Below are 18670 nucleotides of genomic sequence, written 5' to 3' on the forward strand. Positions count from 1 at the left end.
CGCCGCTGGCATTTGAAAAGGTCTCCAGATGTTTTCCCTGCAAACCATCTTCGGCCGGGGCAACCGGTTCTATTCGCTGCTCGAGGACGCGGCCGTGTCCGCCCAGGATGCTGCCCAGGCCCTGCACCTGATGCTGCGGGAAGCTGATCGCCAGCCTGCGCTGGATGCATTCCGCCTGGCGCGCACGCGCACGCGCGAAACCTCCAGCCTCATCAGCCAGGAGCTGGTGGACAGCTTCATCACCCCGATGGAGCGCGAGGACATCGAGGCGCTGGGGTCGGCGTTGTACCGGATTCCCAAGCAGATCGAAAAGTTCGCCGATCGCTACGCGCTGGCCGTGCAGAACCTGGAGCACATTGATTTCGCCCCGCGCGCGGCCATGCTCGAGCAGGCCGCCGGCGTGGTGGTGGCGATGGTGCGCCTGCTGCCGAAGATGAAGCTGGAGCCGATGAAGGCGCTCAACGACGAGCTGCGTTCGATCGAAAACGAGGCCGACCGGCTGATGCTCGAGCTCTACGGCGACATCTATTCGGGCAAGCTCGATCCGCTGCACATGTTCCTGCTCAAGGAGTTCTTCGAAATCCTGGAAAAGGCCATCGACCGCTGCCGCGAAGCCGGCGTGGTCGCCTACGAAATCGTGCTCAAGAACTCGTAAGGGACCGTCGGGATGCTTACCCTTGTCCTGATCGTGGTCCTGACCGCGCTGGTGTTCGAATACATCAACGGTTTCCACGATACCGCCAACTCGATCGCCACCGTGGTGGCGACCAAGGTGCTCTCGCCGATGCAGGCGGTGGGCCTGGCGGCATCCATGAATCTGCTGGGCGCCCTGGCCGGTACCGCGGTGGCGCAGACCATCGCCTCGGGCCTGATCGACGCCGGCGTGGTGGAAGTTGGATCGCAGCTGATCCTGTGCGCGCTGCTGGGCGGCATCATCTGGAACCTGATCACCTGGTGGTTCGGGCTGCCTTCTTCGTCCTCGCACGCGCTGATCGGTGGCCTGATCGGTGCAGCGCTGGCCGCGGCCGAGATGAATTTCGACGTGGTGATCTGGTCCGAGCCGACCGAGCCGGTGTGGCGCAGCGCCGGGGTGCTGTGGAAGGTGGTCATCCCCATGGTGGGCTCGCCCGTGCTCGGCTTCGCCTCGGGCTTCCTGATGATGGGGGTGCTGTTTTTCATCATCGCCATGTTGGCGCGCGCGGGCGGCGTGTTCGCGCGCATGGTGCGTCCGCGCTGGGTCAATGCTTTCTTTGGCAAGAGCCAGATCGTGTCCGCGGCCGGCATGGGCTTTGCCCACGGCTTGAACGACGCGCAGAAGACCATGGGTATCGTGGCCCTGACCCTGGTCAGCGCGGAAGCCACGGGTGCGCTGGACAACCTGCCGGCCCTGCTGGGTTTCCTGCATCCGTCCGAGGAAGCCCTCAGCGAGGGCGGTATCGACCTGTGGATCAAGATCACCTGTGCGGTGGTGATGGCGGCCGGTACGGCTGCCGGCGGCTGGCGGATCATCAAGACCCTCGGCCACAAGCTGGTCAAGCTGCATCCCATCCACGGGTTCGCCGCTGAAACCAGCGCCGCCTCGGTGATCCTTGGCGCCTCGGCGCTGGGTATCCCGGTCTCGACCACCCACAACATCTCCTCGGCGATCATGGGCGTGGGCACTGCCAAACGCCTGAACGCGATCAAGTGGGGCGTGGTCAACAAGATGGTCTGGGCCTGGATCCTCACCATCCCGATGTCGGGCGGCATGGCCTACGGAATGTTCCGCGCCCTGCAGGCGCTGGGTTGGGCGTAAGCCCGGGTTGTGGTTTGCCCTCCCCGGGGGAGCGCGCCCGCTATGCTGCTCCGATGGACTCGGAGGCAGCCCGCAAACGGATACTGGCCGCAGTGCGTGCCATCGGCCACGGTCGGACGGCGGGTTATGGCGAGGTGGCCCAGCATGCCGGGCTGCCGGGCCGGGCACGCCTGGTGGCTCGCATCCTGACAGGCAACGAAGACCCGTCACTGCCCTGGCACCGGGTGCTGCGCAGCGACGGCCGGATCGCGTTCGAGGCCGGCAGCGCCAGCTGGATTGAGCAGGTGCAGCGCTTGCGCGACGAAGGCGTCGAGGTGACCGACGGGCGGGTTCGCCGGTCGTCGCCGGTGCCCGGCGAGCGGCTGGATCAGCTGCTGTGGGGGCCCGGCAGCGAGGCAAAGCCAACCGGCCCGCAGGGCCGCCGCAAGGCATGATTGCAAATGCCGGCAGCGTAATCCTGTCGTAGGCGCCGACAGCCACAGGCCAGGCGGTTATGATGGCCAGTCATCTCAGGAGTGCGGATGTTTTCCAACCTTCCCCCCGTTACCAGGGCCCTGCTGGGTATCAACGTAGTTGTGTTCCTGCTGCAGGCACTGATCGGGAATCAGCTGTTCTACTCGTTCATGCTCTGGCCGCTGGGCGGCAGCGAGGCCGGCGGCATGCCGTTCCTGCCCTGGCAGCTGGTGAGCTACGGCTTCCTGCATGCCGGCCTGTTCCACCTGCTGTTCAACATGGTGGTGCTGTTCATGTTCGGCGCGCCGCTGGAGCATACCTGGGGGCCGCGTCGCTTCCTGACGTATTTCCTGGTCTGCGTGGTGGGTGCCGGGCTGTGCCAGCTGGTGGTCGTCTCGTGGTCACTGGCGCAGGGCGGACCGCCGTATCCCACCCTTGGCGCTTCGGGCGGCGTGTTCGGGGTGCTGCTCGCATTCGGCATGCTGTTTCCGAACCAGCGGGTGATGCTGATGATCCCGCCCATTCCGATGAAGGCGCGCACCCTGGTGATCGCGCTGGGCGTGATCGAACTGGTCGCCGGCATCAGCGGCACGCGTTCAGGCGTGGCCCATTTCGCCCACCTGGGCGGCATGCTGTTCGGCTGGCTGCTGATCCAGCAGTGGCGCGGCCGGCCGCCTTTCAGCAGGCGACCGGGCGGTGGCGGCAACGTACGCCGGTTCTAGGGGTAGCTCAGCGCCAGATGCTGACCTGTTCCGCCTCGGCGCGCTGCATTGGCGTGCCGGGCTTGCAGTCGAAGGCCTCGCCGAAGGCGGGCAGGTTGGCCAGCGGGCCGTTGGTGCGCCACTGGCCCGGCGTCTGCAGCTGGCTGGCCGCGGCGACGGCGGCCGCATCCGGTGACATCTGCTGGCGCCAGAGGCCGGCCCATCCGCGGAAGAACCCTTGTGACGCTTCCTCCGAGGCAGTGTCTTCTGCCGTCTGGAAGGCGGCCCAGGCCAGCTCCAGCCCGGCCAGGTCGGCTGCGTTGGCGTCGCGGCTGCGGGTGCCGTCCACCATGGTGTCGGGCGCGCCGGGGAACACATACCCGTGGTACTGGGTGGCCAGACCGTGGGTGCGTTCGGTCCAGGCGGTCTGGTCGGCACGTGCCCACCAGTCGCGCAGGTTGCCTTCGGAGTCCACGTTGCGGCCGAGGATATCGATGCTGCGGCCCAGCTCGTGGCCCACCAGCGCGCCGAAGCTGCCGTAGTGGCTGGCCGGGTCGGCAGCCATGTCCAGCACCGGCGGCTGCAGCACGGCGGCCGAGACGATCAGGCGGTTCTGGGCCAGGTCATAGCCCAGCGCCGGCTGCTGCGGGAGGACATCCCAGCGCTGGGACACGTTGGCCTGCCCGATCCGGCGCATCTCCTGGGCGTGGCGCCAGGTGGAGGCAATCAGCATGTTGGCGCCAAAGCTGTCGCGGCCCATCGGCTGCACGCTGAAATCAAGGTCCTGGACCGGCGCACCGATCTCGATGCGCAGGCCCTGCAGTTTGCGGGCCGCCTCGGCACGGGTAGCGGGGTCCATCCAGGAGTTGTCCTGCAGGGCTGCCGAAAGGGCATCGCGCACCTGCCCGGCGATCCGCTCGGCGCGGGTGTGGGTGGCATCAGGCAGGTGGCGGGCAACGTACTCGCGGGCGAGCATGGGGCCGGCAGCCTGGTTGATCGCGGCGAGCACCTGCTCAGGACGCGCGGCAGGCGCGGTTTCGCCGCGCAGCACCTTGCCGTGGAACTCGAACTCCGCGTCGCGGAAGCTCTGCGACAGGTACGGCGCCATCGCATTGCCCACGTGGAAGCGCAGGTACGACTGCCACTGCGAAGCCGGGGCATTGGCCACCAGGTGATCCAGCAGGCCGAACAGCTCCGGGTTGGCCAGCGACACGTGTTCGCTCTGCACACCCTGTTCGCCGAGGAACTGGTCCAGACGCAGCTGGCGGAACTGCTTGCGCAGCCCGGCGGCGGGGACCAGCGCATAGTTGGTGCGCGGATCACGCATCTGTTCCGCGCCGCGCCAATGGCCTGCGATCTGGGTTTCCAGATCCACCACTGCTTCGGTCTGCGCGTCCAGGGCGTCTTCAGTCACACCGGTCAGGGCCAGGATGCTGCGCACGTACTTGCGGTAACGCTCCATCAGGGCACTGGTTTCGTCGTCATCCCGGCTGTAGAAGTCCGCGCCCGGCAGACCCAGGCCGCCCTGGGTGAAGTAGCCGATGTGGCGGTCGAGATCGGCAAGGTCCACGTCGGCGTTGAATCCGAACGCCACCGGGATGCCTACTTGGTGCAGGGCGGTGATGGTGGGCGCAATATCACGGGCGCGACGGATGCCATCGATACGGGCGAGCAGCGGGGCAATGGGCGTGGAGCCGTCTGCTTCCACAGCGGCCTCATCCAGCCCGCTGGCCCAGAAGTTGCCCAGCAGCTGCTGGATTTCGTTCTGCGGCGCATTCATGGCTTGGTCCAGCAGCTGCCGCTGCTGCCGCGCAGCCAGGTCGCGCAGCTCCTGCAGCGCAGATGCCGAAGCGATGCCCGGGCCGGGCAGTGCGTTCGCTTCCAGCCAGTCCTTGTTGCTGAAGGCATAGAAGTCGGTGCAGGCGGTCGGCGCAGCGGGCGCGGTGGCACGGCGCTGTGCGCTGGCATCAGCGGCCAGGCCGGCGAACAGGATCGTGGCAAGTGCGAGGGCGGTCGGACGCAGGAAAGCGCGGGACGGGTCGAACGGCATGTGCTGGCTCCTTTGGGGCGGACCGGAGTGACAGGGCCGCGACAGCGCGGAAGTTTAGCAAGCACGCAGGCATCCGGCCCGGCCTTCCGCCGCGTGAATGGCGCGATGGTAAATGCGCGCCAGCTCGCGTTTTGTCGTAAACTCGCCCTGTTCTGCAAAACGGCTGCCCCCTGCTTTCAAGCAGTGACGATCCTGGTATGCCCGCCTCGGCTCCGGTCAGGCTTCTTATCCCGCACGTCCTTTTCGTCGCGCAGACACGGCCCGGAACCTCCGGCAGCCGTCACAAATTTGCCTGCAGCGCGGTATTGGATAGCTCCGGGCAAGCCAAAGATCAGGCCGGTCAACGGTGCGCAGCTGCGTGCCGCCTCCGGCGCGATCGCTTTCTCGGAGTAATACAACAATGACGTTTGAAACCCTCGGCCTGTCGCCGGCACTGCTGCGCGCGCTGAATGAAACCGGCTACAACATTCCCACCCCGATCCAGGCCCAGTCGATCCCCGGCGCGCTGGAAGGGCGTGACGTGCTCGGTGCGGCCCAGACCGGCACCGGCAAGACCGCCGCCTTCGGCCTGCCGCTGCTGCAGCGCCTGGCCAAGGAGACCCCGCCCAAGGGCCCGCGCAAGCCGCGCGCCCTGGTGCTGGTGCCCACGCGTGAGCTGGCGGTGCAGGTTGCCGACAGCATCAAGGCCTACGGCCGTCACCTGCGGCTCAACGTCACCATGATCTTTGGTGGCGTCGGCATGCAGCCGCAGATCGACAATCTGCGCCGCGGCGTGGATGTGCTGGTTGCCTGCCCGGGTCGCCTACTGGATCACCTTGATTCCGGCCACGTGAAGCTGGACGCCATCGAAGTGCTGGTGCTGGACGAAGCTGACCGCATGCTCGACATGGGCTTCCTGCCCTCGATCAAGCGGGTGCTCTCGCGCGTGCCCAAGCAGCGCCAGACCATGCTGTTCTCGGCCACCTTCGAGCCGCGCATCCGGTCTTTGGCCATGGAGCTGCTGGACCGGCCGGTGGAAGTGCAGGTGGCTACGCAGAACACGATTGCCGACACCATCGTGCACCGCGTGCACCCGGTTGATTCGGCCCGCAAGCGCGATCTGCTGATCGACATCCTCGCAGCACGTCACACCGACCGGGTGCTGGTATTCGGCCGCACCAAGCACGGCTGCAACCGCCTGGCCGAACAGCTGGGCGAGGCCGGCCTGCCGGCGGTGGCGATCCACGGCAACAAGAGCCAGGCCCAGCGGCAGAAGGCGCTGGACGCGTTCAAGGCCGGCCGCGCACGGATCCTGGTGGCTACCGACGTGGCCGCCCGCGGCCTGGATATTCCCGACCTGCCGCTGGTGATCAACCACGATCTGCCGATGGTGGCCGAAGACTATGTGCACCGGATCGGCCGCACCGGCCGCAACGGCGCGCAGGGTGAGGCGCTGTCGCTGGTCGCTCCCGAAGAGGGTGGCCTGCTGCGCGACATCCAGCGCGTGCTCAAGGCCGAGATCGCGTTGGAGACCGTGCCGGGCTTCGAGCCCAGCCAGCCGCTGCGCATGGATGCCAGGCCTGCACAGGGTCGTGGTGGACGCGGTGGTGGGCAGAGGCCCGACGGACAGCGCCCGCCGCGCAAGCCGGGTGCCCGAGGACACGGCAAGCCGCAGCAGCGTGGTGCTACCCCGCACGCGGGTCCCAAGCAGCACCGCGGTGGCGGCGGACGGACGCGCCACACCGCCTGACGGCGGACTCTGAAGTAATCAGCATGACGGGCGCAATTGCGCCCGTCATGCTTTCTGGTGTCCGGTTCCAGGCCCGGAAAGCCGGGTTTCCGGGCCTCAGGGTTCGCGCACCAGGCGGAAGCCCACGTCGTCGTAGCCGCGCTCGGTCGAGCGCGGGCCGGCGCCGCTCCGCCGCCAGCTGTCACCGGCCACGGCGCGGGCGCGGCAATCGCCATTGCAGTCCAGCAGCCACTCCGCCACCGCCTGTACGCCAGCGGTGACTGGCAGCGCGCCGGCTTCACCGGCAGTGGGCAGGCGGTAACGGGCACCGTTCTGCTGGCCCAGCCAGCGTGCGTAAGCGTCGGCATCATCCCAGGACACGCAGACCACGGCATCACTGCCGGATTGTTCGAAGCCGGGAGACGTCCAGTCACGCGGTGAGAACATCCGCAGCAACGAGGCGCGCTCGCGGCACAGGGCTGGCTCGCGTCCAGTGGCTTCGGCGAACCGGGCGTAATCATTGCGGCTGATGTGCAGCCGGGTCAGTGCGTACGCCCCATCGCCGCCACGCTGCACGGTCATCCGGCCCGGATCCCCCGGCACGACCTGGCCAAGGGCGGGAATGGCCCGTACAAGTCCGGCCAGGTGCTCGCGTGCACTGGTATCCAGCCCGATCGCTGTGATCGGCTCGAGGCTGCGCTGGGCCGCTTCGCGGTCAAACTGCCGCGCGGCCTCCCGCACCCGTGCCTCGATCGCCGTGGCCAGGGTGCGCCGCGCCGTTTCCAGTTCCGCTTCTGCGGCGGGGGCCACCAGCTCACCGATCCGGCCGGCCCGTTCCAGCGCGGCGACGGTCGCGGAGGTATCGCCGGCCTGCAGCTTGCGCGCGGCCTCCTGTCCCAGCGCACTGACCAGCGCCGCCGCCGTCGGGCCGAGTTCAAGGTGCTCGGTGTCCTCGGCGATGGCTTCAAGCAGGGTGTCGTAGGCGTTGTCACCGGCCGGGGTGGTCAACCGACGGGCCTGGATCTGGCGCTGGGCGTCGGCGATGAGGTGTCCGGCCCGCGATTGCGGTGCGGCCGCGTCGCCCACCGGGGTTCCGTCTTCCGCGGTCGTGGCTCCCAGCCGTGGCCGGGTGTCCGACGTTGTTTCCGCGCCAGCACGGAAGAAGCGCTCTGCCGGAGTGCCTGGAACGCTGCCATAGCGCTGCAGGCCCAGGCCCAGCAGCGCGGCCAGGACCAAGCCGCCAATGATCCAGGCATAGCCGGGTACGTGCCGCGGTCTGGAGACGGCGGCCCGCAGCCAGGCGCCCGGCGCGAGGCGTCCCGGGCGGCCGGGCAAAGGCACCTGCTCGATCGCCTGCAGCATGTCGTTGGCGTCGTGGAAGCGCTTGAGGGGGTACTTGGCCAGCGCCCGGTCCATGAAGCGCTGCCAATGGCGCAGGTGCGGCGGCAGGCGCGGGATCGGGTCGCGCGCGTGCATCACCGCCATCGCCAGCGCGTCCTGGGCCTGGTAGGGCAGTTCGCCGGCCAGCATTTCCCAGGCCAGCACGCCCACGCTGTATAGATCGGCACGGGGATCGACTTCTTCGCCCCGTGCCTGCTCCGGGGCCATGTAGGCGGTGCTACCCACGGCCAGCCCGGCGCTGGTCACGCGACTGCCGTAGCCCCGGCGCAGGGCGATGCCGAAGTCCGCCAGCAACGGACCGCCGGCATCGTCAAACAGGACATTTTCCGCCTTGACGTCACGGTGGATCACCCCGCGGCCGTGGGCATACGCGAGTGCGGAGAGCAGGCCGCGCAGGACTTCGCGTGCGCCTGCTTCGTCGTTGCGGAAATCACGCTGTCCCAGGTGGCCGTTGGCCAGATAGGGCATGGAGTAATACGGCAGTCCCTCGGCGGTACGGCCGATGTGGAAGATGCCGACGATATGCGGGTGATCCAGCCGGCCAACGGTGCGGATCTCGTTCTCGAACCTGCGTCGGCTCACTTCATCGGCCAGCGCATCCGGACGCATCACCTTCAGCGCCACCTGGCGGCCGAGTGACTCCTGCTCGGCCAGATAGACGATCGAAGTGATGCCCTCGGCCAGCACGCGCAGCAGCCGGTAGCCCACGATGACCGGCATGGACGCGCTGTTCTGTGGCGATGGCTGCATCGTCATCACATTCCCCCCTGGAACTGCCCGCAAGCATACGGTGCCCCGTTCGCTGCGTCGTGTGAAATGGCCTACGGTTATGGAGAATCAGTGGCCAGGTTGGTCGTCAGGGAGGGCAGGGAATGCGGCGATGGGTGTTGCGGATCGGAAGCGTGCTGCTGGTGTTGATTGTGCTGGTGGCAGTGCTGTGGAGTATCTCGCGGGTGCGGGGGGGCAGCCCGGAACAGCGTGCGGCGCTGGAACTGTTCGAGCAGATGCCAGAGCCATCCGGACGTAATGCCTGGCCGCTCGCGTGGCTGTTGCAATGGGATGTGCCCGCGTCCGAAGTTGACGCGGTGGCGGCGGAGGACGCCGCCCGCTTCAACGCGCTGCCACCGTTTGGGGATGCGGAGCGGGAGTCAGCGGTGGCGGCGCTGGAAAGCGTGGCTGCAGGGCGCTATCGCGACCTGGGGCCGACACTGGTCGACGGGCCGGCGTCATGCGGCTTGGGGGGCGGCCCGGGGGCCGGCGGTTGCTTGGCGCATGTGCGCGACGATCGTGACGCACATGCCGCCCGCTTGGCTGGGGCCAACGATCTCGTGGACCGGGTGGAAGCCCTCGCCGATTATGACCACATGTACAGCCTGATCTCGCCGGTGTTGGATGCGAGGCTGCCGCGGCTGCAATGGCTGGGCCTGCCGACGACACGCCATGCGCTGTGGTTCGTTGATGGCGAGCATGACCGTGCGCTGGCCGGCAGCTGCCGGGCCATTACCGGCTACCGCAGGCTGGCGACCAATTCAGACACCCTGCTGTTCTCCACGATGGGTTTCGCGGTGATCGGGGGCCAGAGCGCACTGCTCGCCGAGATGCTGGCCGAACTGCCGGTCGGGCACGTGCTCCCCGGTGAATGTGATGAAGCGTTGGCGCCATTACAGCCTGAGGAGCTGGGTACCTGCCGGGCCATGCGGGGCGAGTGGGCCTGGGGTGCGGAGGCGAGGAACTGGATGGCTGGCACGATGTCCCCGGGCGGCCGACTGGTATATGACCCCGGCACGACCGACGCGCTCATTGCCGCGCATTTGGCCTGGCCTTGCAGCGATGAAGCCGGCCGCCTGCGCGCGCAGGACCTGCCCGTGTCGATTCCGGAACTGCCTGCGGGTCTGGGACGGCTGGAGTGCTGGGCCAACCTGGTCGGCTGCGTGCTCTCGGATATCGCGGCACCGGCGTACGTACATTACGAAGACAGGGCGCTGGATGCGGCTGCAAAGATCCGGCTCCTGCAGACCCTGGCGTGGATGCGTGAACAGGCCAGCGCCGGCGACATCCGCGATGTGCCTGCATTGCTGGCCCGCAGCCCGCATCTGCCACAAGAGGGGGATCGCAGCTTTGAGGTGGGCCCTGACGGCACCCATTTGCGCATGTCGCTTTCGCACATGCCGTTCTCCGATGACGGCAGGCAGACGCACTGGACGATCCCGCTGCCGCCGGAGCTGCATGCGGCAGCGAGGCACTGAGCGCTGGGTATCAGCGACCGGGCTTGCGGCGGGCGTAGACCTGCTTGCGCACTCGGGCGACCACGTCGCCTTCGGCGTCGATCACCTCGGTCTGGAACCAGTGCAGGTACTTCGCGCCGCCAGCGGTGGCCTCACGGATGGTGTCCAGGGTGGCGTCGTCCAGCTCGAAGCTGGCGTGCACGGTGCCGCGACCGGGCTTGAGGAACTCGATTTCGCCGGCCTGGTCCCAGACGTAGTGGTCGCGGCCGAGGCGCTCCTTGACCAGCATCATCCAGAACGGATCGGTCATGGCAAACAGGCTCCCACCGAAGTGGGTGCCAACGTAATTGCGGTTCCAGGGGCGCATGCGCAGCTCGACCCGGGCGCTGCGCCAGTCGTTCGCGATCGCCGCCACGTGGATGCCGGAGAACAGGAACGGGGGCCACAGGTTCATGCCGTGGCGCAGGGTGGACGGCTTCATGCCGGGCCTCAGAACAGCAGCGAGGCCATCTTCCTGCGGTAGCGGCCCACCACGGCGGGATCCTCGACGATCTGGAATGCGTCGATCAATGCCTTGCGGGGCAGCCCGTCCTGGTAATCGCGGTCACGCTGCAGCATCTCGATGAACTGTTCCAGGCCTGCTTCGGCATCGCCGCCGACGATCAGATGCACGCCGAGCAGATGGCGGGCGCGCAGGTCAGCCGGGTCAGCCGTGATTGCCGCTTCCAGGTCAGCGGGCACCGGCGCGTCGGCCAGCAGGGCGGCGAATTCAAGGCGCGCGCGCGCAGCTACCGTGCGGTCATCGGTGGCCAGGTTGGCAGGGAGGGCGTCGAGCAGCTTGCGGGCCTCATCGGTGGCACCGGTGCGCAGCAGGGCCAGTGCCAGGTCGAGCTTGTGTTCCTCGCTGTCCGGCTCGGCCTCCACCTGTGCCCGCACGCGCGCCACTTCGGCGTGCGGATCGGCCGGTGTGGCCGGTGCGCCAGGGGCTGGGTCGCCATCCTGCGGCTCAAACCCTTCCAGCGCAGGCGCGGCGGGCTCGATACCGTTGCGCTTGAGGAACTCGCGCACCTCGCCCTCGGCGACCGCGCTGGCGAATCCATCCACTGGTTGGCCGTTGACCAGCAAAAATACGGTGGGGATCGAGCGGATCTGGAACGCGGCGGCCAGCTGTTGCTCCGCCTCCACATCCACCTTGGCCAGTACGAAAGCGCCGTTGTACTCGCCCGCCACCTTTTCAAGGATCGGTCCGAGGGTTTTGCACGGGCCGCACCATTCGGCCCAGAAATCGATCAACACCGGAACCTGCGTGGATTTCTGCAGGACGTCGGTCTCGAAATTGGCGGTGGTGGCGTCAAAGACGTGGGGCGAAGAGGGCAGCTGGTTCATTGGGGAATTCCTGATGCGATGCCGCAAGCATGGTGGCGGCGGTTCATGAATCCAAGCCGATGTAAAAAGAAGTTGACATTCGGGCGCTTCAAAGTAAAAGATACTTTACGTTTAGTCCGGTTGAGTTGACATCATGACGATCCAACGATGGGGCTGGGGTGGACTGCTCGGGGTGGCGGGCATCGGCCTGTGGCTGCTGCTGGGCAGCGGACGCGCGTACTGGCGGGACCGGCATTGACCGGCACGCCGATCGCCAATGAAATCCGCCGCCTGCGCTTCGAGCACGGCGAGATGACCCAGCAGGCGTTGGCCGATGCCTGCGGCGTCACCAGGCAGACCATCATCGCGCTGGAGGCGGAGCGCTACGCGCCGTCGCTGGAGCTGGCGTTCCGCATCGCGCATGCGTTCGGGGTGGGTGTGGAAGAGGTATTCCGCTGGGAGGGAAAGCGATGAGCCGATGGATGCAGATGTCCGCCTGGTGCGCGGTGCTGTGCTGCGTCGCAGCTGCGGTGGTGGCCGGGTCGGCGTTGGAAGGCTATTCGCACGGGCTGTATCCGCTGGGCCTGCTCGGTGCCGATGGAGTGCCCGGGGCGATGGCTTTCAACGTGGTGGGGTTCGCGGTGCCGGGCCTTCTGGCGGCGGTGGTGGCGCATGGGCTGTATCTCCGGCTTCCCGCAAGCGCCGGCTGGCTGGCGCGCATTGGTGCACGGATGCTGCTGCTGTCCGCGCTCGCCTTTGCCGCCCAGGGGCTGTTGCCGCTGGATCCCCAGGACCTGGACGCGCCAGCCAGCGGCCTGCATGCCAGCGCCTGGCTGGTGTGGTGGATCGCCTTCGCCGCCGGCGCGCCGCTGCTGGCCGTGGGCATGCCGAGCGTCCGCGCCATCACGGGCGCAGCGGTGGGCATAGTGCTGGCCATGATGTTCATCCCTGCGACGGTGCTGGAGCCACCCATCGCCCAGCGCATCGCGCTTGCCGCCTGGCTGCTATGGCTGGCCCTCGCCCCGTGGCTGGCCAGCCTGCACCGTAGTCCAATGTAGGAGCGCGCCATGCGCGCGAAGCCGCGTGACTCCGCCCCCCGGGATCGCAGCGAATGCTGAGGGGCCGGTGGGGCATTCCCGGGCGGGACTATCGGCGCCATGGACGGCGCCGATAAGCCTACATGGACGTATTTACGTGCGTGTCCCGTCCGGGAATGCCCCGCCGGCCCGCCCGCGTCAGGGTCACGCGGCTTCGCGCGCATGGCGCGCTCCTACTGGGGGGGCAAGACGCAGTGGGTACCGCAGTCGCGGGTATGCCGGGAGCGTCCGGGCTCAGCCGTGTCGCAGCTTCAACACCAGGATGGTCCCGGCCAGTATGAAGGTGGTGATGTTGGCGAGGATCATTGGCCATGAGCCAAGCGCCAGCCCATACGCGAACCAGAAGCCGATGCCGACGGTGAAGATCACGTACATGCCGAGCGAAATGCCGCTGGTGTCGCGGCTGCGGATGGTCTTGACCGCCTGTGGCACGAATGCGATCGAGGTCAGGATCGCCGCGGCGTAGCCGAGCCACTCGACGCTCATGGCGCGTCCGCGTGCTTGAACACCGTGCCGTCCTTCATCACGAAGCGCACGTCCATCAGCGCTTCCAGGTTTTCCAGCGGGCTTTGGCTTCGCCGGCGGCGAAAGCAGGGCAGGGCAGCGAACGCCACCAGCCTCGCGATCAGGAATCGGTGCATGTTGGTCCCCCGGTCCAGAATCCTTCCATTAGAAGCACGACCGGTCCGGACGGCAAGCCGCCCGGCCAATGGCGGGACTTTGTGGGCTGCGGTAGGCTTTCCGGTCCCCTTGCACAGTTGTCCATGCCCGTGTCCGAATCCTCTTCTGCCGCCGCCGACCAGGCCGGCTACCAGCCCGCCAGGGTTGAATCCGACGCCCAGCGCTTCTGGGATGAAACCCGCGCCTTCCAGGTGACCGAGGATCCGGACAAGCCTTCGTTCTTCTGCCTGTCCATGTTGCCGTATCCCTCCGGGGCGCTGCACATGGGGCACGTGCGCAACTACACCATTGGCGATGTGATCAGCCGCTACCAGCGGATGACCGGGAAGAACGTGCTGCAGCCGATGGGCTGGGACGCGTTCGGGCTGCCGGCCGAGAACGCCGCGATCCAGAACCGGACCGCGCCGGCCAAGTGGACCTACGCCAACATCGACCACATGCGCCAGCAGCTCAAGGCGCTGGGCTACGCGATCGATTGGAGCCGCGAGTTCGCCACCTGTTCGCCGGATTACTACGTGCACGAGCAGCGCATGTTCGTGCGCCTGATGAAGAAGGGCATGGCGTACCGGAAGAACGCGGTAGTCAACTGGGATCCGGTGGACCAGACCGTGCTGGCCAACGAGCAGGTGATTGATGGCAAGGGCTGGCGCTCCGGTGCCACCGTGGAAAAGCGCGAGATCCCGCAGTGGTTCCTGAAGATCACCGACTACGCCCAGGAGCTGCTGGACGGACTGGACACGCTGGATGGCTGGCCGGAGTCGGTCAAGACCATGCAGCGCAATTGGATCGGCCGCAGCGAAGGCCTGGAATTCGGCTTCCGCGTCGATGGCGAAGATGAGCTGCTGCCGGTCTACACCACGCGGCCGGACACGCTGATGGGCGTGACCTTCATTTCCATCGCCGCCGAGCACCCGCTGGCGCAGAAGGCCGCGAAGGACAATCCCGGACTGGCCGCCTTCATCGAGGAACTGCGCAAGGGCGGCGTGTCCGAGGCTGAGCTGGACGCGCAGGAAAAGCGCGGCATGGCCACCGGCCAGTGGGCGATCCATCCGGTGACCGGCGAGGACGTGCCGATCTACGTGGCCAACTTCGTGCTGATGGGTTACGGCACCGGGGCGGTGATGGCAGTGCCGGCCCACGACCAGCGCGACTGGGAGTTCGCCAAGCAGTACGGTCTGCCGGTGCGGCCGGTGGTGGTGCCGCCTGCAGTGCACGATGCGCTGGACGAATTGGTGCGCGACGTGGCGGCAGACGTGGACCCGTTCCAGGCCGCGCTGTCCGGAACGACCGTGGATGCATACGACACCTCGGCCGCGGTGGCCGTGGTGCGCGAGTACCTGGAGCACATCGAGCAGCAGGGCGCCTACGTGGAGCAGGGTCACCTGATCAACTCCGCTGAATACAACGGCATGGATTTCGATGCGGCTTTCGACGCGCTGGCCAAGCGCTTCGAGGACGAGGGTATCGGCCAGCGCAAGATCAACTTCCGCCTGCGCGACTGGGGCGTGAGCCGCCAACGCTACTGGGGCTGCCCGATCCCGGTGATCTACTGCGACGCCTGCGGCGCGGTGCCGGTGCCGGAAGACCAGCTGCCGGTGGTGCTGCCCGAGGACGTCGAAGACGCCTTCGCCTGCGGCACCGTGCAGTCGCCGATCAAGGCCGACCCGGAATGGCGCCGGACCACCTGCCCGCAGTGCGGGGGCGCGGCCGAGCGCGAGACCGACACCTTCGACACCTTCATGGAGTCCAGCTGGTACTACGCCCGCTACACCTCGCCCGGCGCGGGCGACATGGTGGACGGCCGGGCCAACTACTGGACGCCGGTTGACCAGTACGTCGGCGGGGTGGAGCACGCGATCCTGCACCTGCTGTACTTCCGCTTCTTCCACAAGCTGCTGCGCGACCAGGGGCTTGTGGACAGCGACGAGCCGGCCCGGCGTCTGCTCACCCAGGGCATGGTGATCGCCGACACCTATTTCCGCGAGAACCTCGATGGCTCGAAGACCTGGTTCAACCCGGCCGAGGTCGAGGTCACCCGCGACGACAAGGGCAAGGTCACCGGGGCCACGCTGACGGCCGATGGCCGGCCGGTGGGCATCGGTGGCATCGAAAAGATGTCCAAGTCCAAGAACAACGGCGTCGACCCGCAGGCCATGATTGACCGCTACGGTGCCGATACCGTGCGCCTGTTCTCCATGTTCGCCTCGCCGCCGGAACTGTCGCTGGAGTGGAGCGAGGCCGGGGTGGAAGGCATGGCCCGGTTCCTGCGGCGGCTGTGGGCGCAGGTGCAGAAGCATGCCGATGAAGGCCCGGCGCCGGCGCTGGACAAGGCCGCGCTGGATGACGCCGGCCGCTCCCTGCACCGCCAGCTGCACCAGACGATCCAGAAGGTGGGCGACGACTACGGCCGGCGCTACAGCTTCAACACCGCGATTGCCTCGGTGATGGAACTGCTCAACAGCGTGGCCAGATACGACGACCGGTCCGCCAACGGCCGGGCGCTGCGTCACGAGGTGTTCAGTGCCATGGCGCTGCTGCTCAACCCGATCACCCCGCACACCAGCCACGCGCTGTGGCAGCTGCTGGGCCATCCTGAAGCCCTGCTGGAAGACGTGCCTTTCCCGGCGGTCGATGCCGATGCACTGGCCAGTGAGACGGCGACGCTGGCGGTGCAGGTCAACGGCAAGCTGCGCGGCACCATCGAAGTGGCGGCCGATGCCGACCGCGACGCCATCCAGGCACAGGCGCTGGCCGAGCCCGCCGTGGCCCGCTTCCTGGAAGACAAACAGGTGCGCAAGGTGATTGTGGTGCCCGGACGGATCGTCAACATCGTGATCGGCTGAACCCCACCCCCACCGGCGGCGGGCCACTGCGTGCACCCGCCGCCGGATTGCTAATCTTGTCGCCCGCCGACCGCTCAGCCACACTGCCCACATGATCCGAGCCGCAACCGCCCTCATTCTTGCCCTCATCCTTGCCGGCTGCGGGTTCCAACTGCGCAGCGCGTTGAGCCTGCCACCCGACCTGGGGCCGATCCAGGTGGAGGGGCAGGGGCGTTACAGCCCGCTGGCCGATTCGCTGGCCCAGGCCCTGATCCGCTCCGGCGCTACCGTGGTCGAGGGCCGCGGCCGCAACGATGAGGTCGCCCGCCTGCGAATCCTGTCCGAGCGTTGGGGCAGCACCCCGATCAGCATCGACGCCCGTGGCCGTGCCCAGGAGTACACCCTGCGCTATGCGGTGGTGTTCGAACTGGTGCGGGCCGATGGCGAAGACCTGGTCCCCCAGCAGGCCGTTGAGCTGGCGCGCGACTACATCCAGAGTCCGTCAGACCTGACCGGCGCGGACAGCGAGCGCGAACTGCTCAGCCGCGAAATGCGCCGCGACATGGTGGTCTCGATCGTGCGCCGGATCGACGGCGCGTCACGCGCGCCTTGAGCGCTTCCGGTCGAGGACGCGCGCAGGGCCGGAGCCGCGAGCTGGCCCCCGAGGAGCTGATCCGACAGCTGCAGGCCGGCACCCTGCATCCGGCCTACCTGATCGCCGGTCCGGAAACATTGCGGGTGCTGGAAGCCGCCGATGCGGTTCGTGCCCAGGCCATTACCCAAGGCTATACCGAGCGCGAGGTATTCGAGGCCGATGGGCGCAGCTTTGATTGGGCCGCGCTGGAAGCCAGCTTCCGCGCGCCGAGCCTGTTTGCCTCCCGGCGCGTGATCGAGGTGCGCCTGCCCAGCACCAAGCCCGGCAAGGAAGGTGCGGCAGTGCTCAGCGCGTTCTGCGAGCAGCCGCCGGACGACGTGCTGCTGCTGGTCACCGGCGGAGAATGGAGCCGGCAGCACGGCGGGAAGTGGAGCGAAGCAATCGCCCGCATCGGCTGCCTGGTGGTGGCCTGGGCGATCAAGCCGCACGAGATTTCCAGCTGGATCGAGCAGCGCCTGCGCAGCCGCGGCGTAGCCGCCGACCGTGACGCGGTGCAACTGCTGGCCGACCGGGTTGAAGGCAATCTGCTGGCGGCGGCGCAGGAGATCGACAAGCTGGTCCTGCTGGCCGGTGACACCCGCCTGGACGTGGGCAGGATGCAGGAGCTGGTGGCCGACGCGGCCCGCTTCGACGTGTTCCGCCTGATCGATGGCGCCCTCAACGGCCAACCCGCCCAGGTGGCGCGGATGCTGGCCGGCCTGCGTGCCGAAGGCATTGCAGTGCCCGCGCTGATGGGCATGGTGGTGATGGAACTGCAGCGGGCGGCCGCGCTGGCACGGGTGGAAGCGCGCGGCGGCAACCTGGTGTCCGAATTTCGCACGCTGCGCGTGTGGGAGGCCAAGCAGGCGGTATTCCGCCGCGCCCTGCAGCGCCATGGCGCCGCCCGCTGGGAAAAGTTCCTGGCCGAGGCCGGCCACATCGACCGCATGGCCAAGGGGCGCGCCGCTGGCGACCCCTGGCAGGCGCTGGAGCGCCTGCTGCTGGCGGTGGCCGACCGACGCGCGCTGCCAATGCTGGCGTGATGGCACAGGCCGGCCTGCTTGTCCTGTACGGCGGCACGTTTGATCCCGTGCACAACGGCCATCTCGCCATTGCACGTGCGGCCTGGCAGACACTGGGCAGCCCGATACGGATGATGCCGGCGGCCGATCCGCCGCACCGCCCCCCGCCTGGCGCCTCGGCCGATGAACGGGCAGCCATGCTCGATCTGGCCGTGGGCGATGAGCAGGGTCTGTGCGTGGACCGTCGCGAGCTCGAGCGCTCCGGCGCCAGCTATACCGTCGATACGCTCCGCGAACTCCGCGCCCGGCAGCCGGACGTGCCGGTGGCCCTGCTGCTGGGCGCCGACAGCTTCCTCGGCCTGCCCGGGTGGAAGGATTGGCGCGAACTGTTCGGCCTGGCGCACTTCGTGGTGGCCGCGCGGCCGGGGCAGGACAGCGTGCTGGATCCGCTGCCCGAGCCACTGGCCGGAGAGGTCCGGGAGCGCTGGGTGGGGACCGCGGACGCCCTGACGGCGACCCCGGCCGGCAAGGTGTTGCGGCTCGGCCAGCCGCTTCATGATGTCTCGGCTACCGGCCTGAGAAGCAGGATTTCAGATGGCCGTCCCTGGAAACACCTGCTGCCGGCGCCGGTTGCGGCCAGGATCGAAGCCCGCGGCCTGTACCGCGACGCTGCGAACACGGCGTCTTCGCTATAATCGCCGCAAATCCCACGAGCC

The 18670-nt window shown here is 67.9% G+C and carries 18 protein-coding genes; 12 read left to right on the forward strand and 6 right to left on the reverse strand.

Going from position 1 to position 18670, the window contains the following annotated elements:
- The first annotated feature begins 28 nt into the window (after positions 1 to 28).
- The 4 genes from ACW7G3_RS09400 to ACW7G3_RS09415 all read left to right on the forward strand — a co-directional run bounded on the left by ACW7G3_RS09400 (position 29) and on the right by ACW7G3_RS09415 (position 2970).
- Positions 29 to 655 (forward strand): DUF47 domain-containing protein, encoded by a 627-nt coding sequence (locus tag ACW7G3_RS09400; protein ID WP_456974642.1) that lies wholly within the window; start codon positions 29 to 31, stop codon positions 653 to 655.
- 12 nt (positions 656 to 667) lie between these two features.
- Positions 668 to 1795 carry an anion permease gene (locus tag ACW7G3_RS09405; RefSeq protein ID WP_456974644.1) on the forward strand — a complete coding sequence of 376 codons (1128 nt, stop codon included), beginning with the start codon at positions 668 to 670 and terminating at the stop codon, positions 1793 to 1795.
- Positions 1796 to 1848: 53 nt separating this feature from the next.
- A complete protein-coding gene (locus ACW7G3_RS09410; RefSeq protein WP_456982513.1) occupies positions 1849 to 2229 on the forward strand; it encodes an MGMT family protein in 381 nt (126 codons plus the stop codon).
- Between the two features lie 87 nt (positions 2230 to 2316).
- On the forward strand, positions 2317 to 2970 hold the full coding sequence (locus ACW7G3_RS09415) for a rhomboid family intramembrane serine protease (protein WP_456982515.1): 654 nt from the start codon (positions 2317 to 2319) through the stop codon (positions 2968 to 2970).
- A gap of 7 nt (positions 2971 to 2977) precedes the next feature.
- Here ACW7G3_RS09415 and ACW7G3_RS09420 read toward each other — a convergent pair whose 3' ends face one another.
- Positions 2978 to 4999 (reverse strand): M13 family metallopeptidase, encoded by a 2022-nt coding sequence (locus ACW7G3_RS09420; RefSeq protein WP_456982517.1) that lies wholly within the window; start codon positions 4997 to 4999, stop codon positions 2978 to 2980.
- Positions 5000 to 5399: 400 nt separating this feature from the next.
- On the opposite strand from ACW7G3_RS09420, the gene ACW7G3_RS09425 reads away from it, so the two are divergent.
- Entirely contained in the window at positions 5400 to 6728 is a 1329-nt protein-coding gene (locus tag ACW7G3_RS09425) for a DEAD/DEAH box helicase (RefSeq protein ID WP_456974652.1), read from the forward strand.
- 96 nt (positions 6729 to 6824) lie between these two features.
- Here the strand turns inward: ACW7G3_RS09425 and ACW7G3_RS09430 are convergent, their stop codons facing one another.
- Positions 6825 to 8864: a bifunctional serine/threonine-protein kinase/formylglycine-generating enzyme family protein gene (locus ACW7G3_RS09430; protein ID WP_456982518.1), complete on the reverse strand. Its 2040-nt coding sequence runs from the start codon at positions 8862 to 8864 to the stop codon at positions 6825 to 6827.
- Positions 8865 to 8980: 116 nt separating this feature from the next.
- Between ACW7G3_RS09430 and ACW7G3_RS09435 the strand changes: the two genes are divergently transcribed.
- Positions 8981 to 10354 carry a hypothetical protein gene (locus ACW7G3_RS09435; protein WP_456982520.1) on the forward strand — a complete coding sequence of 458 codons (1374 nt, stop codon included), beginning with the start codon at positions 8981 to 8983 and terminating at the stop codon, positions 10352 to 10354.
- 10 nt (positions 10355 to 10364) lie between these two features.
- Here the strand turns inward: ACW7G3_RS09435 and ACW7G3_RS09440 are convergent, their stop codons facing one another.
- Together ACW7G3_RS09440 and trxA are read right to left on the reverse strand one after the other, a co-directional pair.
- Positions 10365 to 10814 carry a DUF4442 domain-containing protein gene (locus ACW7G3_RS09440; RefSeq protein WP_456982521.1) on the reverse strand — a complete coding sequence of 150 codons (450 nt, stop codon included), beginning with the start codon at positions 10812 to 10814 and terminating at the stop codon, positions 10365 to 10367.
- Between the two features lie 8 nt (positions 10815 to 10822).
- On the reverse strand, positions 10823 to 11710 hold the full coding sequence (gene trxA, locus ACW7G3_RS09445; RefSeq protein WP_456974893.1) for a thioredoxin: 888 nt from the start codon (positions 11708 to 11710) through the stop codon (positions 10823 to 10825).
- A 243-nt stretch (positions 11711 to 11953) separates the two neighbouring features.
- Between trxA and ACW7G3_RS09450 the strand changes: the two genes are divergently transcribed.
- On the forward strand, positions 11954 to 12172 hold the full coding sequence (locus ACW7G3_RS09450) for a helix-turn-helix transcriptional regulator (protein ID WP_456974660.1): 219 nt from the start codon (positions 11954 to 11956) through the stop codon (positions 12170 to 12172).
- Complete coding sequence (locus ACW7G3_RS09455) at positions 12169 to 12756, forward strand: DUF998 domain-containing protein (RefSeq protein ID WP_456982523.1); 588 nt, start codon at positions 12169 to 12171, stop codon at positions 12754 to 12756. The genes ACW7G3_RS09450 and ACW7G3_RS09455 overlap by 4 nt, the downstream gene beginning before the upstream one ends.
- Before the next feature lie 273 nt (positions 12757 to 13029).
- Here the strand turns inward: ACW7G3_RS09455 and ACW7G3_RS09460 are convergent, their stop codons facing one another.
- Positions 13030 to 13281: a SemiSWEET transporter gene (locus ACW7G3_RS09460; protein ID WP_456982524.1), complete on the reverse strand. Its 252-nt coding sequence runs from the start codon at positions 13279 to 13281 to the stop codon at positions 13030 to 13032.
- Positions 13278 to 13436: a hypothetical protein gene (locus tag ACW7G3_RS09465; RefSeq protein ID WP_456982525.1), complete on the reverse strand. Its 159-nt coding sequence runs from the start codon at positions 13434 to 13436 to the stop codon at positions 13278 to 13280. Before ACW7G3_RS09465 ends, ACW7G3_RS09460 begins: the two co-directional genes overlap by 4 nt.
- A gap of 123 nt (positions 13437 to 13559) precedes the next feature.
- Here ACW7G3_RS09465 and leuS point away from each other — a divergent pair, with 123 nt between their 5' ends.
- The 4 genes from leuS to nadD all read left to right on the forward strand — a co-directional run bounded on the left by leuS (position 13560) and on the right by nadD (position 18649).
- Positions 13560 to 16319 carry a leucine--tRNA ligase gene (gene leuS / locus ACW7G3_RS09470; RefSeq protein ID WP_456982527.1) on the forward strand — a complete coding sequence of 920 codons (2760 nt, stop codon included), beginning with the start codon at positions 13560 to 13562 and terminating at the stop codon, positions 16317 to 16319.
- Between the two features lie 91 nt (positions 16320 to 16410).
- On the forward strand, positions 16411 to 16911 hold the full coding sequence (locus ACW7G3_RS09475) for an LPS-assembly lipoprotein LptE (RefSeq protein ID WP_456974670.1): 501 nt from the start codon (positions 16411 to 16413) through the stop codon (positions 16909 to 16911).
- Positions 16908 to 17975, forward strand: a complete 1068-nt coding sequence (gene holA, locus ACW7G3_RS09480; protein WP_456974672.1) for a DNA polymerase III subunit delta — start codon at positions 16908 to 16910, stop codon at positions 17973 to 17975. The genes ACW7G3_RS09475 and holA overlap by 4 nt, the downstream gene beginning before the upstream one ends.
- Entirely contained in the window at positions 17975 to 18649 is a 675-nt protein-coding gene (nadD, locus tag ACW7G3_RS09485; protein ID WP_456982529.1) for a nicotinate-nucleotide adenylyltransferase, read from the forward strand. The genes holA and nadD overlap by 1 nt, the downstream gene beginning before the upstream one ends.
- Positions 18650 to 18670 lie beyond the last annotated feature (21 nt).

Source organism: Luteimonas sp. A478 (assembly GCF_054052025.1).